General features: G+C 45.7%; 14 protein-coding genes. 6 read left to right on the forward strand and 8 right to left on the reverse strand.

Going from position 1 to position 17,529, the window contains the following annotated elements; genetic code table 11:
- Positions 1-105 precede the first annotated feature (105 nt).
- A complete protein-coding gene (locus tag QUA10_RS08460) occupies positions 106-291 on the forward strand; it encodes a DDE transposase family protein (protein ID WP_333081523.1) in 186 nt (61 codons plus the stop codon).
- 315 nt (positions 292-606) lie between these two features.
- On the opposite strand, the gene ctpC is transcribed toward QUA10_RS08460, so the two are convergent.
- A complete protein-coding gene (ctpC, locus tag QUA10_RS08465; protein ID WP_333081522.1) occupies positions 607-1,962 on the reverse strand; it encodes a carboxyl-terminal processing protease CtpC in 1,356 nt (451 codons plus the stop codon).
- A gap of 317 nt (positions 1,963-2,279) precedes the next feature.
- Positions 2,280-3,503, reverse strand: a complete 1,224-nt coding sequence (gene ispG, locus QUA10_RS08470; protein ID WP_333081521.1) for a (E)-4-hydroxy-3-methylbut-2-enyl-diphosphate synthase — start codon at positions 3,501-3,503, stop codon at positions 2,280-2,282.
- Positions 3,504-3,797: 294 nt separating this feature from the next.
- Here ispG and QUA10_RS08475 point away from each other — a divergent pair, with 294 nt between their 5' ends.
- Positions 3,798-5,153 (forward strand): serine/threonine-protein kinase, encoded by a 1,356-nt coding sequence (locus QUA10_RS08475; RefSeq protein WP_333081519.1) that lies wholly within the window; start codon positions 3,798-3,800, stop codon positions 5,151-5,153.
- A gap of 103 nt (positions 5,154-5,256) precedes the next feature.
- Here QUA10_RS08475 and QUA10_RS08480 read toward each other — a convergent pair whose 3' ends face one another.
- Positions 5,257-5,649, reverse strand: coding sequence for a type II toxin-antitoxin system VapC family toxin (locus QUA10_RS08480; RefSeq protein ID WP_333081518.1), 393 nt, complete (start codon positions 5,647-5,649; stop codon positions 5,257-5,259).
- Entirely contained in the window at positions 5,646-5,876 is a 231-nt protein-coding gene (locus QUA10_RS08485) for a prevent-host-death protein (protein WP_333081517.1), read from the reverse strand. The genes QUA10_RS08480 and QUA10_RS08485 overlap by 4 nt, the downstream gene beginning before the upstream one ends.
- 282 nt (positions 5,877-6,158) lie before the next feature.
- Between QUA10_RS08485 and QUA10_RS08490 the strand changes: the two genes are divergently transcribed.
- The 4 genes from QUA10_RS08490 (at position 6,159) to QUA10_RS08505 (ending at position 7,718) form a co-directional block, all read left to right on the forward strand.
- Entirely contained in the window at positions 6,159-6,401 is a 243-nt protein-coding gene (locus QUA10_RS08490; protein ID WP_333081516.1) for a YgiT-type zinc finger protein, read from the forward strand.
- A gap of 16 nt (positions 6,402-6,417) precedes the next feature.
- Positions 6,418-6,597, forward strand: coding sequence for a hypothetical protein (locus tag QUA10_RS08495; protein WP_333081515.1), 180 nt, complete (start codon positions 6,418-6,420; stop codon positions 6,595-6,597).
- A gap of 103 nt (positions 6,598-6,700) precedes the next feature.
- On the forward strand, positions 6,701-6,925 hold the full coding sequence (locus QUA10_RS08500) for a hypothetical protein (protein ID WP_333081514.1): 225 nt from the start codon (positions 6,701-6,703) through the stop codon (positions 6,923-6,925).
- A 241-nt stretch (positions 6,926-7,166) separates the two neighbouring features.
- The gene (locus tag QUA10_RS08505; protein ID WP_333081513.1) at positions 7,167-7,718 is read left to right on the forward strand and encodes a Uma2 family endonuclease; all 552 of its coding nucleotides are present in this window, start codon (positions 7,167-7,169) and stop codon (positions 7,716-7,718) included.
- Between the two features lie 128 nt (positions 7,719-7,846).
- Here the strand turns inward: QUA10_RS08505 and QUA10_RS08510 are convergent, their stop codons facing one another.
- From QUA10_RS08510 to QUA10_RS08525, 4 genes are all read right to left on the reverse strand, one after another.
- Positions 7,847-8,809, reverse strand: a complete 963-nt coding sequence (locus QUA10_RS08510) for an Rpn family recombination-promoting nuclease/putative transposase (protein ID WP_333081512.1) — start codon at positions 8,807-8,809, stop codon at positions 7,847-7,849.
- Between the two features lie 111 nt (positions 8,810-8,920).
- On the reverse strand, positions 8,921-9,283 hold the full coding sequence (locus QUA10_RS08515) for a hypothetical protein (RefSeq protein ID WP_333076565.1): 363 nt from the start codon (positions 9,281-9,283) through the stop codon (positions 8,921-8,923).
- A 165-nt stretch (positions 9,284-9,448) separates the two neighbouring features.
- On the reverse strand, positions 9,449-10,681 hold the full coding sequence (locus tag QUA10_RS08520) for a clostripain-related cysteine peptidase (RefSeq protein ID WP_333081510.1): 1,233 nt from the start codon (positions 10,679-10,681) through the stop codon (positions 9,449-9,451).
- A gap of 56 nt (positions 10,682-10,737) precedes the next feature.
- Positions 10,738-17,412: a translocation/assembly module TamB domain-containing protein gene (locus QUA10_RS08525; RefSeq protein ID WP_333081509.1), complete on the reverse strand. Its 6,675-nt coding sequence runs from the start codon at positions 17,410-17,412 to the stop codon at positions 10,738-10,740.
- Between the last annotated feature and the right edge of the window lie 117 nt (positions 17,413-17,529).

Raw genomic sequence — 17,529 nt, forward strand, 5'->3', positions numbered from 1 at the left:
GTTTAATGCTAAGTCACGCTTGGGACACGGCAGTGCCGTTTCCCTATTTGATATAATTAGCCAATTGCCTAGTTAGTATCCAGCTTTTATTTGACGAATTTAGCTATGACAGAAACACCAAAATTTTATATTGTCAAACGTCCTGCGGGTAATTGCGAAATTTTGCCGTTGGCGGAACTTGAAGAACAAAATCCCACTATTATTGAAAAGTGGGGGCCTTACGATTCTGCCGAAGATGCCATTGCCCGCCGCATCGGATTAATTCGCGCCGGCAAATGCCAGCCGCAATGACGAATTACTATTACTTTCCTCCCCATCGAGAAAGCTAACGCGATCTCAAATCTGTTAGCATCGGAATTATTCATATCTCTCTTCTCTTAATCTGCGTGAATCAGCGTTAATCCATTGTCATCTGCGGTTTACATTCTCTTCTTTTAACCGCCGATGAGGGCAGATAAACACAGATTAACGCAGATGAATTAGAGCAATTTCGGTTGCACCGGACGCCTTGCAAAAAATAGCGAAGCATTCGAGTTTAAAATCTGGGCTTTTAGCCGTAAATCTTGCCCCGAATGCTTTTTTTAACTGAAACCCTACACAGGTTTTCTACCTAGATTTAGAAGGTGCCGCACTCGGTTTTGCTTGCGCCGCAGTCGGTTTAGGGGGCGCTGCATTCGGTTTCGACTCCGCCTTATTGTTCCCTGTTTTACCAGTAACTTGCTTTGTCAAAACTTCCATAGCTTTGGCGTACTGCGGATCTGCCGTCGTAGCAATTTTATCGCGATCGCGCCTCAATTCCTGTTTTTGAGCGTCGGTCAGTTCAACCTTAAAATCCGGTTCAATCCCGGCGTGGTTGATATCAGTGCCGTTGGGAGTAAAATACTTGGCAATTGTCACCGCCAAACCTGCACCATTTCCCACGCCGCGTACTGACTGAACTAAACCTTTACCAAACGTCTTTGTTCCCACTAAAACCGCGCGCTTGTTGTCTTGCAAAGCACCGGATAGAATCTCGCTAGCACTTGCTGAACCGCCGTCTACCAGTACAACTAACGGTTTGTCTGTGAGCTCTCCCTTATTTGCCGTTTGTTTATCGGCCTCACCGACTCGATCGACCGTGGAGACGATCGTACCTTCTTTGAGCCACATCCGAGCAATTTCAATACTTCCGTACAGCAACCCGCCGGGATTGGAACGCAAGTCTAAAATATAGCCCGTTACCTTTTTCTGTTCCAAATCCTTAATTGCCGATCGCATTTCCGATGCAGCATTCGCACTGAACTGATTTAAGCGAATATAGCCGACTTCTCCGATGGGAGTTTTCTGCACCGACTTCCGCACAGGATGAATTTCAATTTTAGCGCGCTTCAGCTTAAATTCTAATTCCTTGCTTCCCCGCAAAATAGTCAGGGTCACTTCAGTATTCACCTGGCCGCGAATCAAACTTACTGCTTGATTCGTATCCATGCCTTCTGTGCTCTTGCCGTCAATCTTAGTAATGATATCTTTTGCCAGAATACCAGCAGTAAAAGCAGGGGTATCTTCGATCGGCGAAATCACCACCAACTTTTTGGTTTCCTCATCTTGAGTCAACTGAATCCCAACTCCTGTCAGTTCCCCAGAAGTTTCAACCTGCATATTTCTGAACTCTTGAGGGTCCATAAACCGCGTATAAGGATCGTCAAGCTTCTTCAGCATTTCCCGAATTGCTTTGTAAGCTTCGTCGTCGCTGGTATAAGTCCGGTTCAAATAATCATTCCGCACCGCTTTCCAGTCAACCTGGTTAAAAGTGCCATCAACATAACTTTTGTCAATAATTTGCCAAACTTCATCAACCAACTCTTTAGGGCTTCCCCTAAAAGAAGCCAGAGATTTAGAACTGCAACCAGTGTTTGCAAGAGTTACGGCAGTGAGTACCACCGCTGCTGCACTTAGAACAAGCCCTCGTTTTGTTATAACCATTTGTGTGACGCGCGGGAGGAAAAGAGTTCAGAATAATTACGCTCAATCTAACACAGGCAAGACCGGCTCGCGTTTGGCGTACATATATTATTCCACTTTGCCGAGTTTTGTTCCCTTTCGCCACAGGCAAGATGCCTGTGCCACAAAAAACTCTTGTGGGGTGGGCATCTTGCCCGCCCCCAAACTTCAAAACTAAATCCAGCAAAGCCTACTCTGGTTTGACCCAGCGCCACAGGCAAGATGCCTGTGCCACAAATAACTCTTGTGGGGTGGGCATCTTGCCCGCCCCCAAACTTCAAAACTAAATCCAGCAAAGCCTACTCTGGTTCGACCCAGCGATCGTCCGATTTAATCAAGTCTATCAATTCTGCCACTCCTCGGTCTTCCGGCACCTTCTTAATTTCTTCCCGGCCCCGGTACAGCGAGATATAACCCGGTTGCTTCCCGACGTAGCCGTAATCAGCATCAGCCATTTCTCCTGGCCCATTGACAATACAGCCCATTACTGCTATATCCAAACCCGTGAGATGTTTCGTCGCCTCTCTCACTTTGTGTAACACTTCTTCTAAATTAAACAAAGTGCGACCGCAGGAAGGACAAGCGACATACTCAACCATCGTTTTCCGCAGTCCCAAGGCTTGCAGAATGCTGTAGCAGACGGGAATCTCCTTTTCCGGGGCCTCTGTCAGCGAGACGCGGATGGTGTCACCGATACCGTCAGCTAACAAAGGTGCGAGGCCTGCGGTAGATTTGATGCGGCCGTATTCGCCGTCTCCTGCTTCGGTGACGCCCAAATGCAGCGGGTAATCCATGCCGAGTTCGTCCATCCGGTGGACCATCAAGCGGTAAGCAGCAACCATCACCGGCGCGCGGGAGGCTTTGAGGGAAATTACGATATTTCGGAAGTCGAGGGATTCGCAAATTTTGATGAATTCCAGGGCGGATTCTACCATGCCTTCGGGCGTGTCGCCGTAGGTAAACAGCATCCGTTCGGCGAGAGAACCGTGATTGACGCCGATTCGCAAAGCTTTGCCTTGGTCGCGCAGGGAAATCACCAGAGGTTCCAGGGTTTCGCGGATTTTTTCGCCAATTTCGGCGAATTCGCTGTCGGTGTATTCGCTTCTGTCGGCTTTCGGCTTCTCGAACACGTAAAGTCCGGGATTGATTCTCACTTTGTCTACGTGTTTGGCCACTTCCAGGGCAATTTTCATGCCGTTGTGGTGGACATCAGCCACTAGGGGCACTGGTTGGTAGGTGGCGTGCAGTTTTTGCTTGATTTCGGCTAAAGCTTTGGCGTGGGCCATGCTGGGCACGGTGACGCGGACGATTTCGCAGCCTATCTCGTGCAAGCGCCGAATTCCGGCGACTGAACCGTCGATGTCGAGGGTGTCTTCGTTAATCATCGACTGTACGACGACGGGGTTGCCGCCGCCGATGGTGACGCTACCGACTTTGACGGGACGGGTTTTGCGGCGTTTGATGGTGGTGTCGAAAATCGGTTGGCTAGATGCGCTTTTAGTTGGATTTGGTAGAGTTTGCATAAGTGATTGCTAGTGTTCTGTTACCAAGCTCTATAAAATTCTGTTTCCTATTTTTCAGGTTGCCATAGAAAGGGTCTGTTTGGACAATGAGGTTTTGCGATTTAGGATTCTTAATGAGATTGCTGCAAATTTGTCGATCGAATTATGTCGCAAAAGGGCGATCGAACTAAAAGCCAACCATCACCGGGAAGGCGAACTGAAGTTGGGCCCGTGGAACTAAACCCAACCTAAAAAATACAGTTAAAATACAGGCGAGGCCGAGATAAAAATTAATATTGGTTGGCGGTGAGGATAATGGTTTGGACACCGGGGCAGCGGTTAAATGGCGATCGGTATATTATTGAACGCAAGTTAGGTGAGGGCGGCTTTGGCATCACCTACCTAGCGCAGAAGGCGCAAAACAGGCAGCGGGTTGTCATCAAAACGCTGAAAGACGACTTATTGAGAGATCCAAATTTTGCCTGGTTTCGGGACAAATTCCGGGATGAGGCGCTACTGCTATCTTTGTGCAGGCATCCCAATATTGTGCAAATAGACAACTACTTCACTCACGGTAATTTGCCTTGCATTGCGATGGAGTATGTGGCAGGAGAAGATTTGTGGAAATGGGTGGAAAGGCGCGGTATTTTGTCAGAAACTGAAGCTTTGAACTACATCCGTAAAGCAGGAGAAGCCGTAATAGTAGTTCACGAAAAAGGTTTACTACATCGGGATATCAAGCCACAAAACATTATGGTGCGTGACAATCAAGATGCAGTTTTGATTGATTTTGGTTTGGCGCGGGGTTTTATTCCAGATCGCACTCAGCAAATGACTTTTGGATTTACACATGGTTTTGCGCCTCCCGAACAGTACGGGGAAATTGGCAGATTTGCTGAGTACACAGATGTTTATGCTCTGGCGGCCACGCTATACTATCTGCTAACGATAACACCACCAACTGCTGCATTTATGAGGGCTTTAAATCATCCTTTAAAGCCGCCGTTTCAGATTAATCCTAATATTAGCGATGCGGTGCATCAGGCAATTATGAAAGGGATGGAAATGGATGCGACAAAGCGCCCTCAGTCGGTTCAAAAATGGTTGGCTATGCTTCCCCAATCCCCCGGCAATCGGGGGCAAAGAGGGGGTGTTTCACCAACGATTCCTAGCCCGCAGCCACCGCCACAACCTGTAAAATTGATTTCAGCAAAAGGAGTTGATTATCGTCAACTCGATCGGCTGTTGGCTAGCGGAAAATGGCAAGAGGCGGATGGGGAAACGGCAATAAAAATGCTGGAAGTAGCGGGGAGAACAAAGGATGGCTGGCTGAGGGGTGAAGATATCGATCGATTCCCCTGTGAAGACTTACGAACTATTGACCAACTTTGGGTAAAATACAGTAACGGACGTTTCGGCTTTTCGGTGCAGAAACGCATCTATGAAAGTCTGGGGGGAAGCAGAGAATATGATCGGAAAATTTGGGCAGCTTTTGGCGAGCGGGTAGGTTGGCGTGTGAATAGTAGTAAATGGTTGCACTATAATGATCTAAAATTCAACACCAAAGCACCTATAGGACACCTCCCGTGTGTGAAGGGAAAGTTAACTGAGGGGGTGGTTGGTGGGGGGCTTGTTGTGGGGCGTTCTCTTCTCTCGCGTCGAGACTTGTAGACTGTAACATCTAAGCGTTTCAGGTTTTCATAAAAATTTATTACAAAGGCAAAAACCACGAAACCACGCCAGTTCTACGTTTCCGATACCTGGCACATTCGATTTACCAAATTACTAAAGAGTAGAAACTAGCTATTTTTTGATCGGCTGTAATAATAGCAGCTTGACTTCTTTTGGCAACTGCTACAACCACTCTATCTGCTGGATCTCGGTGTTCCCATTCTAATTTGACACTTTCTAGCCAAATGTCCTCATCAATTGGAACGATCCGAATAACATTAGACTTTTTTAAAGTAGCGATATAGTCATCAATACTTACTCCTAAATCTAACTTATGATTTTTGATCTTGATAGCTATTTCCCAGATTGCCGTTGATGGAACTAAACCATTTCTTTCTTGTTCCATCTGCTGACAAGCATCTTTTGCCGATTGAGAAAGTTTCTCTGGATCTAAACTCCACCAGATGAGAGCGCAGGTATCAAGGACAACTGTCATACTTCCTGCCATTCTTCAGTTGTTGGCGTAGTTAAATCTTCAAAATATTTTACTTTCCCCCGCATATCCTTAAATAATTCTTCAGTTGAAAGAGACTTTTCATACTGAGAAATTATCACAACTGGTTTAGTCCCATCCATCACTAAAATTTCTTCACCTTCAAGCTCGACAAGTCGCAAAAATTCTAGTAATTGAGCTGCTAATTGACTTTTGTCTATGGTTTTCATAGGACAATGATTGGTGTTGTGTTCAAACTACATTATATCTCAATACGGTTCACTTAGCTAAGCCTGTCATTGCGCTACGGGAAAGCAATCGCAGGGACTATGAGGCTTTTGAGTTAAAGGAGGTGCGGGGCGAGCAATTCTTTTTTTCCTGATTAACTTTTACCCAATCGTACCTCATCTTTATGAGCAAAGCTATACTTAATCTATGGTGAAAGCTTTAGAGGCGATTTATCTGCCAGATGCGAATCGATGGATTAATTGGATACAAAGGAGAAATTAACAATGCTATCTGTAGAAAAATGCCCAATTTGCGGCGGTGAAATAGTTATCAAAGAAGTCGATAAACTTTTACGGGGGGGCAAGCATACTGCTATCTTAAAAGTATCCGCTGAAGTTTGCCTAAGCTGTGGAGAACGTTTGTATTCTGTGGAAACAGTTAGGAAATTTGCCAAAATTAGACAGCAATTACAGCGAGAAGAGACTCAAGAATTTCAAGCCATAGGGCAATCTTTTCGAGTTAAATAGTTATACGATAAAACCAATGAAAAACCTAACTCAATTAACCCAGCTTGAATTAGTGCTGCTGGAATTAGTAGCTAAAGGTCAAGGAAAGTGGAGTTGGTCCGAACTCGCGAATGCACTTTCCCGTCGAGATGTACCGCGAGAACCTGACATGATGGTTGTCTTAAAAAAACTCGCGGCTGATGGCTTGGTTAAATGATATGTAGAAACTAATTCGCCTCGCGACAGATGGGAATTGACAAAGGAGGGGACGATTTTGTTGACAGAAGCAACTGCTTCTGAACTGACTACTTTATGCAAATATGTTGAAGTTTAACTTAGAAACACAATTTGTAGTTTGCATTAACAATCAAGACTATCAAGCATCATTGGAAGTGCGAAAAATCTATCAGGTAATACCGGATAATCGCGCTGCGGAACATCAATTTATCCGAGTTATTGATGAATCAGGTGAAGATTATTTGTATCCAGTCGCATATTTCGTGCCGATTGAATTGCCGAAAGCCGTGGCAGCCGTATTTGCATAGATTTCACCCGGCGGTTGAAACCAATCGTGCACAAACAAAGTCTGCCTCCGCAGACAAGCGAAATTGAGGAGGAATTTAAGCCACATTCGATATCATAGCAAATCCTGCTTTAGTATCGGGTTGATTCTTCAGTCCCCCTCTGCTAGGACTTCGTTTGACAAGAAACGATTTCAATCGCCGATCGCCTAAAATCAAAAATCAGCTACAATAAAAAATTAAAAAGCAATCAAAAAACATCGCCATGAGCGTAATTGCAGCCAAATGGACGATCGCCCAATACCACCAAATGATATCTGCGGGCATCTTGGAACATCGGCGCGTAGAGTTGCTAAAAGGAGAAATTGTAGAAATGTCGCCGGAAGGAGAACCCCACGCCTATTTTAGCAGCGAAGCAGGAGCATATCTGATCCGGCTGTTAGGCGATCGCGCTACAATCCGATCGGCAAAACCAATTACCCTTCCTAACAACTCGGAACCAGAACCAGATATTGCGATCGTACAGCCTTTGGGCCGCACATACCTCGAACATCACCCCTATCCAGAAAATATTTTTTGGCTGATTGAATACTCTGATTCCACTCTCATCAAAGACTTGGAGACGAAAACGAAAATCTATGCTGAAGTCGGAATCCCCGAATACTGGGTAGTTAACCTCAAAAACAGACAGTTGGTCGTATTTCGAGACCCCCAAGACGGAGATTACGCTTCCAAATTCACCCTAACAGGTGGAACAGTTAACCCGATCGCATTTCCCGATGTAATTATATCCGTAAGTGCGATCGTCAGCAATTAAGGCAATTCTCCTATGATTTAAGGCAGGTTTGATAGAGGTAGAGCGAGATTTGCCGTTGGGTGGGAGCGGGTTTATGAGATTATGGGTCAAAGGCACAGATTGTTTGTAAAACTCGCCCCTCCGAGAATTCATCCCGCCGCAGACTCCAACCATGCCATCAAATCCTCTTGACTCCTAAAATCCAACAAAGCCTCTCCTAAATCATCTAACTGTTCCCCAGATAACCCCTGGATGCGAGTTTGAACTTCCTGTGTAACCTCACCCACCCGCCGCACTATCTGACGCATAATTAATCCTATTTTCCCCTCAATTTTACCCCTTTCAATTCCTTGTTGGATTCCCTGTTGTATTCCCTGTTCAATCCCCTGTTGTAGACCAATTTCTATCCCTTTCATCACAGACCCGATTTGGTCTTGGATAAACATTTCTCGCTTGTCTACATCGTTCAATTCGTCTAGGGTCAAATTTGCTCGGTTGGCAATTCCCAGCGCGGTATTAATCTCTTCAATAGACCCTAATGTCTCTGGTACTGCTTCCAAAGAGGGCGCGTTTTTCATAAAGTAAATCCATTTTTCCGGCAGAGTTTCGAGTTCATTCAATTCTTTTTTGAATTTCGGTAACTCTACAAACACTAATTTTAACTCGCAGTTGGGATAGACGAATTTCTCTTCTGTTTCTGTGAATTCAAACTTTGAGATTAATTTTTCGGTGTTTTCAAACAAGATAAAGTCGGTGATGGTTAAAGCAATCACTGGATTTAACTTTAAATAACCTTCTCCGGCTTTGAGTTGAGTAGAATAGGTTTTGGCTGCATTATATACTACGCGTTTTTCAAAGGCGGCGACGTTGAGTACCTGCATTTCCACAATCACGGTTTTGTTACCAGTAATCTTGGCTTTGACATCCAGGTAAGTGTCTTTCAATCCTGTAACGCTTCCTGCTGAATAATGGTCAATTATTTCTAATTCTTGGATTGTTGGTTCTCCGTTATACAGCATTGCATTTAGGAAGCTGATGAGAATTTCTGGATGTTCGGAAGAAGCGAATATTTTTTTGAATGCAAAGTCTGTTTTGGGGCTGATGAAACGCATATTATAGAAGGAAGAGGGAAGAAGGAAGAAGGACAATGCAATATTTTAGGGATTTTTAGGTTGGTAGTTGCGCTTTACCACCCTTAGCGCAACTACGAAGTTTTTCAATTATCAGCCTGTGGCTTGAGTAGTAGCAGGCGACATAACTAGCTTTCCAGTTATATCCATCGTCGCAAGCTTCAGCACTTCATTAAAAGCTAAACCCCGAATTTTGAGTTCCCACCGAATGCCTTTTGCTTTCATTCGTTTGGCTTTCCGCATATCGACATCAGCAACTTTTTGATGCAAGAGCAAATATTTCATTGCTGCTGTAGCTTCTACTTTTGTGGGAAATGCAATATAGGTGATAAATCCGCCGTCCCAGTGATTGGCATTGCGGACGCTGCTGATAGTCGCCACTCTCGGACTAAAGCGGTTCCAGTAAAAGTCGCTGTAGCCGATCGACTCTGTTTTTACTTGGAGTTTGTTTGCCATTTGACTTAACTCCTATAACCTTGTGTGCGGGGTTGGCAGCAGGGCTTTAATTCTGCTATTTATATTATAGCATTGGGAAGTGGGAATTGGGAGCGAATGCTCGCTGTTTTTTTACCTCCCAGACTGCTTCTGTCAAGTCGGGAAAGTAAAATATCCCCAATACCTTTAGTTATTTTTTGTCTCGAATACAACTGCCTCAAAAAGCTCTACAAGCTTTAACTCTGAATAAACCGATAAATACAAATACTTTTCCAGTTGCTGCCGATTTCTAGGCAAGAATAAACCTAAGCCTGATAACCTTTTATACTTAGGTCTAATTATTGAGTCCAGTAATTCACCATTCTGTTGCACTCTCTGAATGAGAAAATTATTTAAAAATAACAATAAATCGTTACAAGCTGACGGATTTGCACCTGATAATTGGGTAAGTTTTTGTAAAAAATTTGCGAAATCAACAAAGGTTTCTCCAAAGCTACGATAAACTACTACAGTAGTGTTATTGGAAAAATTGACTTCAGGCCCTAAAATTGAGAATATAAAAACTTTCACTGGCGCAATATCTGCTTGCACAATAGAATCAATCACAACATTAACTTTTTCGGCAAAGTAGCGGAAATAATGATTGTTAGTTAATGTCAAGCTATGGTACATATCAGGCTGTTCACAATCCATAATTTTTTTAGCTAGCTGAGAACCATCAATGTCTGGATAATCGCTCAAATAACTTAACGATTGCTCATAATAGTAATTGGGCGCTCCAAGTTGGAGTTGAGATGAAAGCGTATACTTAGCAGTATTCTGGAAGGTATGGTGTACTTCAATATTTCCTTTATTACAATTTTGAAAAAATAATAATTCGAGATTTCCATTTACCGATTGGTTAAAATTAAATATAAGTTGTTTGATTTTTTGAAGATTTATCCATCTAATTTCAGAAATTAAAGGGGACGTGGGATGTTCGTCGGGGCTGATTTCCATAAGCGTTCCACTATGACCTAAAAACACAATAGCCCAGCGTCTGGCTTGAAATTGAGATTTTGCCCAAGTCAGATACTCACTCAAGACTTCTGGACTACTACTATCTGCTGTTTCTAAGTATTGCGTATCAACTTTACCTTGGCTAATGATGCTTCTAGAAACTTGTGCTGCTCCACTACAATCTGATTGTACGACTACCAAAACCTTGTCATTTTTTACACATTTACTTAGCATTTGAATAATTGGTTGCCCGAATCTTGAGAGATTATTGTCATAGGGCATCCAGTATAGTAATATCCAGTCATAATGATTTTTGACCGTACTTCCAAGCATATATTTGTCTCCCGAGTAATATATTGTCTCTATTAAAGAAGAACTAATACTTACTGTTATGAATTTGATTGCTTGTCTTCTTTTCACATTATTGGCTCCGGGTTGAGGATAATCAGCTTTCTGTATACTGTATTTTTTGCTAACTAAAACCTCAATTCATATTCAGCAGTGACGCGGTTGTCTCCTTGAAAATTACTGGAACTTCTGAGTAAAAGTTTATCGCTCAATCGATAGCGCACAGTAAATTCAGTCGGTTGATTTGCTGACAAAACTCGAATGATTGATGCTGAAATATTGCGCGTGATGTCAAACCCAACTTCTAAACCTAAACCGAGAGAACCCGCACCTGAACTGGAACTAGCACTTTGTGCTTCGTTGCCTCTAATCCGAGTGGGAAATAAGCGAAATTCGCTCAATCCTGTCGCGTTTGTAACCGCAGATTGAAGGTTGTTTAATAAACCCGCACCGGCTAAATTTGCGATCGCCAGTGTACTGTCTCCCTGTCCCAAAGTCTCCACGAAACTGCCGCCTAACAGCGCTACAATCTCTATTTCCGATCGACTCGGAGAACTCCTTAACTCCAGATTTTCCCCCAACTGAGAAGCCCTTCCCTGCACTAACGCTTGAACTCGGACACTCCGCACGCTGCCGAAACTTGTCGGTTCGTCTGCTATTTCAGAGGCTACAGATGTGCCGGGAGTGCGGAACCGCGTTACTTCCTGCACCGAAGTTGCTAATCTCACATCCAGCGTCGGATCGAGTCCTTGTGTTGGTACAAAGGTAGCAGTCTGCGGGTATCCTCGATCGAGTCTAAACTGCGTCGTAAACAAATTCACCGACCCGGAAGTCAACCGAATCGTACCCTCCGGGCGAAGGTCATCTAAAGTTCCATTCACCGTCAAGCCCCCAGTCGCCTGAAAACTCAATATCGGCGCACTCGTTACCCGAATTCCCCGGCCCAAATTCAGTCGCAAATCGTTCAATCCAACTTCAAAGGAAGGGGAAGTCGGAGTCGCAGGGGAAGGAGAAACCTCAGTTGTAGGGGAAGCAGAAACATCAGTCGCAGCGGAAGGAGAATCAGAATCAGAAGCAGAAGAGGAAGAAGCTAACTGAGTTGTGCCACTGCCGGGACTCCGGAGAAATACTTCACCGTCGTAGAGTTCAATATTACCGCTCAACTGCGGGCGTCTAGCCGTGCCCCTTGCCTGCACTTGACCAACCACGCCGCCGCTGTACAATCCTTTGAGGTTAACTGCCAACTTGTCGAGATTCACAGCGAGGGGATTATCCGCATCGACATCGCCCTCAGCAAAGGGCACAGACAGCGGAATCACACCAGCGGCCACAACTTGTCCCTGACTCAACTGTCCCCGAATTCCCTCTACCCGAATACGATCGCCCTCAAAGCGCACCGTCCCAGTTAGCCCTGTCAGCGGTTCTGGGAAGGCTTGCGCGCGGACGGTTGCATTTTCAAAATTCGCAATTCCTTGCGCTACAGGGTCTTGCAGGGTTCCTCCCACGCGAATTTGCACCTGTCCCTTGCCGCTGACCCACGCAACTTGCGGAGTCAATACATTAATAATTGCCAAACCTTCATTTTGCAAATTCGCCCTCAAATCGATTTGATTGCTATCAGCTTTCACGGCTGCAAACGGCAACTCAAAAGGCAAACTTCCGGCGACTTCAATCGGTTCGGTTTGAGTTACCAAAGCGCTGCCGCCAAAATTCAGGCGGGCATTGCTGTAACTGAAACTGCCGTCGGCTTGTTTAATCGGTTCTCCGTTTAACGTACCGTCAACCAAACTCAATTCTCCGGTGGCTTGCGGGTTTTGCAAACTGCCGGCCAAATTCGCCCGCAAATTCAAATTTCCCGTGACATCCACAAAAGGCAATTCCACCAGTTTTGCCAACTCTTCCACGGGCACATTTTCTACCCGCAACTGCCCGGATTGAGCTTTTTGCCCAAGTTGTCCCGAAAAGCCGATCGCACTTTTGCCGGATCTAATTTCCAAAGGCAAAACAGTTAAGATCCCGTCCTGAAAGCTGCCTTCAAGGCTGAACGTTTCAGCGACATATTCTCCCCACTGCCAGTTATCACCTTTCACATTAAATTGAGCTTCCACACCCGTTTGCAAAGAACCGGCGACAGCAATTTCCGCGCCAAAAGTGCCTTGCAATTGGGATAAGGGAGGCAATTTTTGTGATGTTTCCACTGCTTGCTGCTGCTGCAAAAGTATTTCAATTTCTGCCAAACGGCGCAACTGTTCGATTAGCGGGGCTTCTGGTTCTCCGACTGCTACAGTTTGCACGTCGCCACTGTCACCGTAAACGGGAGGTTTTAGGCCTCTCGCCAAGTCGCCTAAATTGAAATATTGCAAAGCGGCTAAAACCTGCTGCAAATTGCCTTGCTGGACGCTAACTTTCCCGGCAAATTGCGGGTTTTCGCCTGTTTGAACATTACCGGAAATTAAGTATTGACCGCTGCCTTGGCGGAATATGCCATTTGTGAGAGTGGCGCTGCCGTTAGCGTAGCTAAATTCGGCTTGGAAACTGTCACCTTTAATGTAGCCGATCGCCGGTTGGGCGATCGCAATTTGTCCCCTTGCTTGCAAAGTCGCCGGATTTAACGGCATCTTCCAACCGGGCACATTTACTTGTCCCGAAACCGTACCGGTTATCGGCCCCAAACCCGCCTCTTTACCGGGTGATAGATTCAAAGCAGCGAGGGGAAAATCGCTTAAATTAACTCGCAAAGTTTCTCCCTCGGTTTGGCCCCTAGCCACGGATTCCCCGCGTTGAATTAAGAAAGATGTCGGCAGAAAAGATTGATTTAAAGCTACTTCAATTTTGTCGCTGGCGCCGGCCAAACGCAAATCTACACTTTTCCCAGCATCCGCATTCACACTCCCCGCCAGTACCGGGTCAAAAGCGATTTGATTTACTGCTAAATTTCGTACTTCCACGTCGCCAACTAAGCTGAGTTCGGCGGGGGTTCCGGTGAGGCTGCCGGTAAAATCGACATTGCCGCGCAGGGGCTGGTTTTTCTCTGAAGGATTTTTGTCACCAATTGGTGACAAAAATCCTAGTTGTTCTGCTGGTAAGGCTGCCAGGTTAAAGTTGGCGAGTTTGACATCCAAATCTAAGTTGGAAATTGAGGGCCCTCCTTTACCTTCGAGTTCGACGTTAACAAAGCCGTTTGCTGTCAAACCCGGAGTTGTGGCGTTCTCAATTTCCACCCGTTTGCCGTCCCAATTAAATACTGCCTCAAAAGGTTGTTTCAAAAACGGCAATTCCGAGATGCGGAAACTGCCGCCGGCGCGAACATTTTGTAGGGGCGGTACCCCCGTGCCCGCCCCAATCGGGCCGGATAAATTGATATTGCCGTTAAACAGTCCTACAAGCTGGGGGAGATTTGGGGCATCAGAGACTAAACCTTTGGCTTGCAAGCTTTGTTGCTGCGACTCAAAAGCTTGCTGGAAGAGACTTAGAGCAATTTGCTCGCCCTCGATTGACGCGCGCCAATTCCCGGATTCTGCGCTGCCTTTAGCATTGACAATTCCTCCGCCGTTGGCGAGTCGAATTTGTCCGTCGCCGTTGGCGGTGATGTTGTTGGCGGTTAGATTATCTACTGTTCCCAGAATGCGGACTTGGCCGTCGAGGGTTCCGTTAATTTCTGGCGGTAAATCCGCTGTCAGCAAACCTGTTTGTTTGAGGGTTTGTTCTAAATTACTGACGGCAATTCCGTTCGTTTCCAGCAATGCTTGCAAGTTGCCGTTTTCCAATTTTGCCGTAGTATCGATCGCCCCGAGTCGATCGACCAAAATCCGTCCTTCTCCGCTACCACTAATTCCCTTGGCTGTCAAGTTATCCAAACTGCCCGCTGCTTGGAATTCGCCGTTAACTCGGCCGTCAAACCCTTTAGGCAAAGTCGCCGTCAGCGGAAACAGTTGGAGATTGCGAACAGTTTGTTCTAAGCGACTGAGAATAACTCGATCGGCATCGGCGAAAGCTTGCCAGCGTCTGTCTTCTAATTTACCTCTAAAAGCAAGAGTACCGTCCCCTATATTGAGTTTCCCGCTGCTGCTGACGCCTATGTCGGCGGCGGTTGAATTATCAAGACTACCGCTGGCTTGAATTTGATTGGATATTTGTCCGTCAAGCGATTGGAGATTTTGGATTTTGGATTTTAGATTGTTGATATTGGCGACTGTTTGGGGATTGTCAGCAGTGAAAGCTAAGCCAACATCTAACAGGGGCAATCCTAAATTTACCAGACGGCTGATGGAAGTGCGATCGGTTTCTGCGGTTCCCTGCCAGTTTCCGGCTACCAATTCTCCTTTAAAATTAACATCACTGCCGGCAAGATTGAGTCTGCCGTTGCCGCTGGCATTGATACTGCTAGCCGTCAAATTGTCAAGACTTCCCGATGCTGTAAATTGACTCGATAGCAGTCCGTCAATCGATTTGAGATTTTGGATTTTGGATTTTAGATTGTTGAGATTGGCAGATTGCTGATTTTCGGGATTGAATTCTGAAGCCACATCTAAAATCGGCAGTGTCAAATCTACTAAGCGGTCGATGGAAGTGCGATCTGTTTGTGCTGTTACTTGCCAGTTTCCCGCTACCAATTCTCCGTTTAAATTCACGTTGCTGTCGGCAAAATTGAGCCTACCGTTGCCACTAACATTGATTCCGCTAGCAGTCAAATTATCAACATTGCCCCCCACTCGAAATTCACCTGCTACCTGCCCGCCAATCGATTTGAGATTTTGGATTTTGGATTTTAGATTGTCTACATTTGCGATCGTTTCTCCTGTTGTTAAAAACGGCAATCCAATATCAATTAATTGATTAACAGCTACTTTATCAGTGTTGCCAATAACTTGCCAGTTACCCGATTCTAGTTCGCCATTAACATCAACAATACTGTCAGCAATATTCAGTGTTCCTTTGCCCGTCGCAGCGATCGCATTTAAACTCAAATTGTCCAGAGTTCCAGCAGCTTCGGCGGTTCCGCTGAACAAACCTGCTAGTTCAGGAGGCCAATTAAGCCCCGGCAGGACTTGCTGCAAACTGTTGAGATCCACACCATTGCCCTCGATCAAAGCTTGCCACTGACGGTCTTTTAGCGTAGCATCCACGTTAACAGAAGCGTCGCCAATTTTCACAACCGTATTTTGCAAATCCGCCGAATTTCCTCCGGCTCGAATTTCGCCCGCTGCGGGGAAAGTCCCTTGCGGTGCTTGCCATTGAACTCTCGTTTGAATGTTGTCTAACGGGCCGAAAATTTGAGCTTTGGCGGAGACATTGCCAATTGTAACAGTAGCAGGAATTGGGAGAGCGTAAATTTGGGCGATCGCGTCTCCGGGTACATTTTCAGCTTGGAAGTCAAACACTAAACCCGATCGCGAATTCTCCTTTGATAAAGCTAGATCGACTTCACCTTTTCCGCCAATTTTACCACCCGCCGCTGGCACTACCAAAATATCGCTCACAGTCAAAGCTAAAGAGGAAAACGGGGGAATAGAAGATTGAGAATTGGGAGTTGGGGTTTGAGCCATTCTCCCGCGTTCCAATTTGAAATTAGTGCTAATATTGTTTAATTGCAGTCGATCGACCGTAGTAGGTTTTGTCGAGGCGATCGCACCTGTCAGCACCGGCATTGCAACTGTTCCAGTCAGCTTGGCATCCGCCTTCACTTCCCCCGCCACAGCCACGGGTAATACTACTTTCTTCCCTAACTCTGTCTCCACCGCACTGACAACACTTGCCAAAGCGACTGGTTGCACGTTCGTTGTCAGATTGAAGCTAGCGTTCTCCAAATTAAAATTGGTTCCAGTGGCAACTGTTCCTGCTATTCTAAGCGGAATTAAACCGTAATTAGCCGCCAGACTATCGACAATCACATTAGTTCCTTGAAACCGCAACTGACCGCTGCTATTTTGTATGATTTGTTTCAGCGGGGAAATGCTCGCTTGCACTCCCCCAAAACTAGCCACTCCGGTAATTCCCGATACTTTATTGTCTCGCAATTGCACAGTCAAGTTGCCATGAGCTAGACCTTTTTGTAAATAAATGCCGGGAAGTTTTAGCAAGCGAGCGAGGTCGGGCAAAGGCAAATTTTGACCTTGCAACTGCACGTTAGTTTGAGCGGCAGGTAAAATAGAATCAGCTTTAAGTATAAAATTATCGCTGTTAGTAAACTGACCGTTGAGTTCGTAGAGAACGCGCTGATTTTGATCGCGAAACAGAGCACTGCCATTTTTCAAATTTACAGAAATCGGAGCAGAAGTTTTCTGCCCGACAGCAGGATTAGGCACCAAAACTGCGGCGGCATTTTCAGCTCGAATTGCCTCAACTTCAGTTTTAAATAAACCCGGAGATTTTTGCTCCCTAGTTGGAATATTAACCCAGCGGCCCTGAGCATCCTGTTCGATATAAGCGTTGGGTTTAACTAAGGTAATATCTAATTTAAGAGTGCGGTTGAACAGCAGTGGCCAGATTGAAAATTGCACTTCCACTGCTTCTGTAGAAGCGTAATCGGGATCGGTAGGAGTTGCAGGTAAAGTCGATCGGCCAAACCGCAAACCTGTCAGAGAAAATCCCTCCAAACGTCCGAGTTGCACAGGTCGCTTCAGCAACTGACTGACTTCCGTTTCCACCAAAGGAGCTAACTTTTCCCGCACCCACTGGTATCCTACCGCCGCCCCCACCAAGGCGAGAATACTTAATCCCGTACCGCTAAGCAGCAGCAGACGCCACCAGCGGCGGTGGGGGCGGGGTGCGAGTTGATTTTTGTTATCGTCCGAGTTAGTCATGGGTGTTTCTCAAAAATCAGAGAATTCAGGAATTATAGGAAATCAGCCGATTTTAGACAGGTATAATCTCTGTGATTCGCCAGGGTGCCTTCTGCCTTTGGTAGACTCAAAAGTGAG

Source organism: Microcoleus sp. Pol8_D6, from assembly GCF_036700965.1.
In the GTDB taxonomy this organism is placed as follows: domain Bacteria; phylum Cyanobacteriota; class Cyanobacteriia; order Cyanobacteriales; family Microcoleaceae; genus Microcoleus.

Bases quoted from the DNA above. Each gene is read 5' to 3' on its own strand.
- ispG (WP_333081521.1), bottom strand. From the start codon at position 3,503: ATGCAAACTCTACCAAATCCAACTAAAAGCGCATCTAGCCAACCGATT.
- QUA10_RS08525 (WP_333081509.1), bottom strand. From the start codon at position 17,412: ATGACTAACTCGGACGATAACAAAAATCAACTCGCACCCCGCCCCCAC.
- QUA10_RS08485 (WP_333081517.1), bottom strand. From the start codon at position 5,876: ATGAAAACCATAGACAAAAGTCAATTAGCAGCTCAATTACTAGAATTT.
- QUA10_RS08500 (WP_333081514.1), top strand. From the start codon at position 6,701: ATGTTGAAGTTTAACTTAGAAACACAATTTGTAGTTTGCATTAACAAT.
- QUA10_RS08460 (WP_333081523.1), top strand. From the start codon at position 106: ATGACAGAAACACCAAAATTTTATATTGTCAAACGTCCTGCGGGTAAT.
- QUA10_RS08510 (WP_333081512.1), bottom strand. From the start codon at position 8,809: ATGCGTTTCATCAGCCCCAAAACAGACTTTGCATTCAAAAAAATATTC.
- QUA10_RS08505 (WP_333081513.1), top strand. From the start codon at position 7,167: ATGAGCGTAATTGCAGCCAAATGGACGATCGCCCAATACCACCAAATG.
- QUA10_RS08480 (WP_333081518.1), bottom strand. From the start codon at position 5,649: ATGACAGTTGTCCTTGATACCTGCGCTCTCATCTGGTGGAGTTTAGAT.
- QUA10_RS08475 (WP_333081519.1), top strand. From the start codon at position 3,798: ATGGTTTGGACACCGGGGCAGCGGTTAAATGGCGATCGGTATATTATT.
- ctpC (WP_333081522.1), bottom strand. From the start codon at position 1,962: ATGGTTATAACAAAACGAGGGCTTGTTCTAAGTGCAGCAGCGGTGGTA.
- QUA10_RS08490 (WP_333081516.1), top strand. From the start codon at position 6,159: ATGCTATCTGTAGAAAAATGCCCAATTTGCGGCGGTGAAATAGTTATC.
- QUA10_RS08515 (WP_333076565.1), bottom strand. From the start codon at position 9,283: ATGGCAAACAAACTCCAAGTAAAAACAGAGTCGATCGGCTACAGCGAC.
- QUA10_RS08495 (WP_333081515.1), top strand. From the start codon at position 6,418: ATGAAAAACCTAACTCAATTAACCCAGCTTGAATTAGTGCTGCTGGAA.